The sequence below is a fragment of the Alphaproteobacteria bacterium genome (assembly GCA_030740435.1).
GTDB lineage: Bacteria > Pseudomonadota > Alphaproteobacteria > UBA2966 > UBA2966.
Genome location: JASLXG010000065.1, coordinates 1 through 4,205, shown reverse-complemented (window position 1 = coordinate 4,205; position 4,205 = coordinate 1). Strand labels below are relative to the sequence as shown.

At 64.8% G+C, this 4,205-nt stretch carries 5 protein-coding genes; 2 read left to right on the top strand and 3 right to left on the bottom strand.

Going from position 1 to position 4,205, the window contains the following annotated elements; genetic code table 11:
• Together QGG75_07405 and QGG75_07400 are read right to left on the bottom strand one after the other, a co-directional pair.
• A partial coding sequence (locus QGG75_07405; protein ID MDP6067062.1) for a molybdopterin-dependent oxidoreductase occupies window positions 1–375 on the bottom strand: 375 nt, incomplete at its 3' end.
• Window positions 376–721: 346 nt separating this feature from the next.
• The gene (locus QGG75_07400) at window positions 722–1,918 is read right to left on the bottom strand and encodes a BTAD domain-containing putative transcriptional regulator (GenBank protein ID MDP6067061.1); all 1,197 of its coding nucleotides are present in this window, start codon (window positions 1,916–1,918) and stop codon (window positions 722–724) included.
• A 400-nt stretch (window positions 1,919–2,318) separates the two neighbouring features.
• Here QGG75_07400 and QGG75_07395 point away from each other — a divergent pair, with 400 nt between their 5' ends.
• Complete coding sequence (locus QGG75_07395) at window positions 2,319–2,762, top strand: hemerythrin domain-containing protein (GenBank protein ID MDP6067060.1); 444 nt, start codon at window positions 2,319–2,321, stop codon at window positions 2,760–2,762.
• Window positions 2,763–2,789: 27 nt separating this feature from the next.
• Here QGG75_07395 and QGG75_07390 read toward each other — a convergent pair whose 3' ends face one another.
• Window positions 2,790–3,419: a c-type cytochrome gene (locus QGG75_07390; protein ID MDP6067059.1), complete on the bottom strand. Its 630-nt coding sequence runs from the start codon at window positions 3,417–3,419 to the stop codon at window positions 2,790–2,792.
• Between the two features lie 350 nt (window positions 3,420–3,769).
• Between QGG75_07390 and QGG75_07385 the strand changes: the two genes are divergently transcribed.
• Window positions 3,770–4,205, top strand: a 436-nt coding sequence (locus QGG75_07385; protein ID MDP6067058.1) for a hypothetical protein, incomplete at its 3' end; no start/stop codon positions are given.

Genomic DNA, 4,205 nt, shown 5'->3' with positions numbered 1-4,205 from the left:
CATCGAAGATGATACGTGCGGCAAATCATGATACCACTCGTAGTAACTGCAATAGATTCCACCCAGCAGGTTGTTGTACCTATGCCCCGAAATGAAACTGAGCAGACTCATGGCCGGAATCGGCGAGAACATGGCCATATGGTCGGGGCCGTACTTTTTGATGGTGTGAATTTGCCCCGCCACGACCAGCTCTACCGCCTGGTCCCAACTCACCCGCTTCCAGCCGGCCTTGCCTCTGGCCTCTTTGTACTTCTTCGACTTCTCTGGATCCTCGACCACGGCGGCGTAGGCTGCGACGGGGTCTTTTCCGTTCCTCAGTTCCTCGGTGTAATAGTCCCAAAGGACTTTGCGCACGTAGGGAAATTTGGGCCGCAAGGGGCTGTAGGGATACCAAGAAGCGGTGACGCCGCGCTGGCAGCCGCGGGGCTGGGTCCCGCCACCCCACTCACCCGTTCGAGGAACTCTTTCATTTCGGCCAGGTCTTGAAAGTAGGTCTCCTGTTCTCCCTGAACGTGCCGGATGTGCCCCCGCCAAATCGGATTGCCGCTGGTTTCACGTTCCAGGCGGATCCGCGCGACGAAGGAATTCGGGTCTCGCTGTTTGGCCATCGCTGATGAGCTCATCCGGACCTCTGCACAGAGGCTTGCGACCACGTGCTAGCACGGCCCGGTGACACACTGGTGACAGAGCCCCCGGGGGGGGACACTGGACTGGGACGGCTCTATTCGGCGGCCTGGCTGGCTGGCGCGGCGGAGTCAGAGGGCTCCCCGGCCATGATCCGGCGGTAGAGGGCTTGCGTCTCGGGCAGGGGTTCCACCCCCAGTTCGTCAGCCAGGACACGGCGGCAGTGATGGTATTGGGCCCGGGCCGAATCGGTATGGCCGAGGCAAACCAGGTATTCCATCAGCGTGCGGTGAATGCCCTCGCGGCAGGGATCGTCGACCAGGATGGTGCGGCAGATGGCCACGGCTTCGGCATATTGATCCAGCGCGACGTGGCACTCCGCCATATCGGCCAGCATTTCCAGGTGGATCTCGCGCAACCGTTCGCGCTCCTCGGCGCACCAATCGGCGTGAATGTCCTCAACCATGTAAGGGCCGCGATAAAGGCGTTGGGCCTCGCGGAAATGGTCGAGCGCATCGTCCCAGCGCTGACGATCGCGGAAGGCCGCGCCCTCGGCGATGCAAACCTCGTAGGCCTGGGCATCCAGCCACACGGCATCGGGCCGCAGCACATAGGCCTTGCCTTTGGTCTCCACCACCTCTTGGCCGATGTCGGCGGCGCGCAACTGGCGGCGCAGGGAACTGACGGTGACCTTGAGCCGCCCCCAGCCGGTGTCTTCATCGGCCTCGGGCCACATGGCATCGATGAGAACCTCGCGCGGCACCGCCTGGCCCAGATTGGCGACCAGCAGTTTCAACAGCGTCAGGGCCTGCTTGCGTTGCCATTTCTCGACCATCAGACCCTGGCTGCCGACGCTCAGGCCGAAACGGCCGAAGGTAAAGACCTGCAAGCGCCTTGCCGCCAGGGGCCGTTCGGCATTCTCCCCCTCGCTACGCATGAAGACGGCGGCGATGGCGGTAAGTTGATCGCCATTTCGGGTCCGCCGCGGCATGACCACGGAGGCGATGTCCAGCGGCACCCAGTGGCGATCCTTATGACGTGCCAGGCAGGCCGTGACCTCGAAAGGCTGAAATCGATCGAAGCAGCGCGCGCCTTCGCAGTTGGGCACGCACAAGGGCTCGCCCTCAGGCAGCACGGCCCGCAGCACGTCCGAGCAAAGCTTGCCGATGACTTCACGACGGGTGAAGCCCAACAGCCTGCGGGCCCGGTAATTCCAGGCCACGATGCGCTGTTTGCCGTCGATGGCGAACGCGGCATCGGAAGCGTAGTCGACCAAATAACGCGCATCGATCATCCTGCCCCCCTCAACCTGTCATTGCGGCGCAACCGGGTGATTTCCAAATCCAGCCCGAAACCCCGCCATCGTGCCCTGGCTTGAAGGCCGCTCCGAGCCCGTAAAAGGACCAACACGGTTCAGCCAAAACACCGGAAATCCTCGCCTTGTTCGCCACCAGGCACAAGTCTCGCTGTGCCCTCTGGTGGGCGGTGCGACAAATGGTCGCATAACCGCTTTTTGCGAGAAATTCCGTTTGTCGAGTTTCATCCTGGGCCGCGACCGCCCAGCCCAGCTTGGCGGCCGCCTCGCGACTTCGAGAAAATGCCCTACCGGTCGCCATCCCCGCCTATAATTCCCGATCCTGTTGGCGCTATCTCGGGAGGCGCCCAGGACGCTGGGATTTGGGGGGGGAGCGTTGGTGAAACTGATCGATGCCCTGCTGGGCGAACATGGCGCCTTCAACGCATTGTTCAACACGATCGGAGAAATGGCCGACGCAGGCGGCGAGTTGGCGCAGATCGAAAGCGCCATCGCGGCCCTGGCAACCGAGTTGGAATCGCACGCCAGGCTCGAGGAAGAACTGCTATTCCCGGCCCTCGAGCCGCACCTGACGAGCCACGAACTGATCACCGAGATGCATGCCGAACACGAAGCCATCCGGGCCGGACTCGATCGCATCGAGGATGCCAGGGACATTCGCGAAGCGTTGGATGCCGTACAGCAGACCCTGGCCACCGCCCGCGCCCACTTCCGCAAGGAGGAAGAGGTTTTCTACCCCCTGGCCACGCGCACCCTGGACGACGAAGCGCAGTCCCGTCTCGGCCAGGCCTGGGCGGCCGCCCGCAAAGTCAAGACCGGATAGCCGCCAAGCCCCGGATTTGTCGGCAGCTCAGGGTTGCCAACCGCGGATCAAGGCCAGCAGATCGTCGATGCCGCCGGGCCCCAGCTTGGCCTCATAGCCCGGCATCGCCGTGCCGCGCCGGCCCCGGGCGATGGCCCAGCGGATTTGGCCGTCGCTGGCGGCGGCCAGGAATTCGGGATTGTTGAGGCTCAGCGCGCTATGGCCTTCCCCCCTCCGGCCGTGGCATTCGGCGCAATGCTCGGCGTAGGTGCGGCGGCCCTGGCCGGCATCGCCCAGCACCGGTGCGGAATCGAGGTCGGCCGCCGCGACGCGCTGCCAACTCCGGATGAAGCCGACCAGGGCCTGGATCTCGGCCCCGTTCAGCGGGCCGCCACGGGCTTGCGCATAGGCCGCCATCCAGGTGCCGGGGCGGCCCCGGGCGATACTTCGGCTGAGGAATTCATCGCTCACCGAGGCCAGGAAATCCTGGCCCCCAAGGGCCGGGGCGCCCTCGGAGAGGTAGCCTTGGCCCTGCTCGCCATGGCAAAAAAGGCAATGCCTGCGGTAGAGGTCCGCACCATCGACCGGCGCACCCAGGGCCGGCGAAAGGGCCAGCAGAACGGCCAGGGCGGCGCCAAGGCGCGGCAAAAAATGCGGTATGGCGTCGAACGGCTTCACGTAACGAGCTTTCGAAACCTGGCCAGCACCTTTCGGCCGGCTCCCGTGGTTGATGTCATGTTCCCCAATGTTGGTCAAGCGGGGTGGATCATGGACCCGGTCGCCCAGCAGGCCGGCGCGGCGCCTCTCGTCCATCGCGCCTCCCCAGCCGACCGTCGCTGGTGGCAACCGTAGGAATGGGCTATTATCCCTAGGTTTCTTGGGGAGAAATGATTTTGCCCGGCCCGATCAAGGGCTGGGCGGATCATGGGGGAGCGGGGATGGCATCTGCCGAGCCGACGCTTGCCGGTAGGCCCCTGGCAGTATCGAGAGAAGCCTCTGGGACGCTTGATGCCTCCCAAGCCAATGGTTTGACTGCGCTCCCGAGCATTGTCCTGGATGGTGCCGCCGGCCCCTCGGTTACCGTCCCGGACGGACCTTTCCTGCTGCTCGCCGATTACATCCGCGAGGGTGCCGATCTGGTGCTGGTCGGGCCCGACGGCCAGACCGTGGTGGTGCGGGATTACTTCGCCTCCGATGCCCCGCCGACGCTGATCACCGAGGGCGGTGCCCGGGTGCCGCCGGATCTGGCCGAGGCCTTGGCCGGGCTGGCCGCACCGAGGCAGTTGGCTCAGGCTGGAGAGACCACCGCGACCGCCCCCATCGGCCAGGTCCAGACCCTCGAAGGCACGGCCACGGCGACCCGCGCCGACGGCTCCGAGGTGACGCTTGACCTGCCCCCAAGGTTTGTACCATATCCTATGTTAGTCTGTTTGCCATCCGTTCTGAGGCCCGGTTCGGCCGCAG

Coding starts and splice junctions, on each gene's coding strand:
- QGG75_07400 (MDP6067061.1), bottom strand. CDS start 1,918: ATGATCGATGCGCGTTATTTGGTCGACTACGCTTCCGATGCCGCGTTC.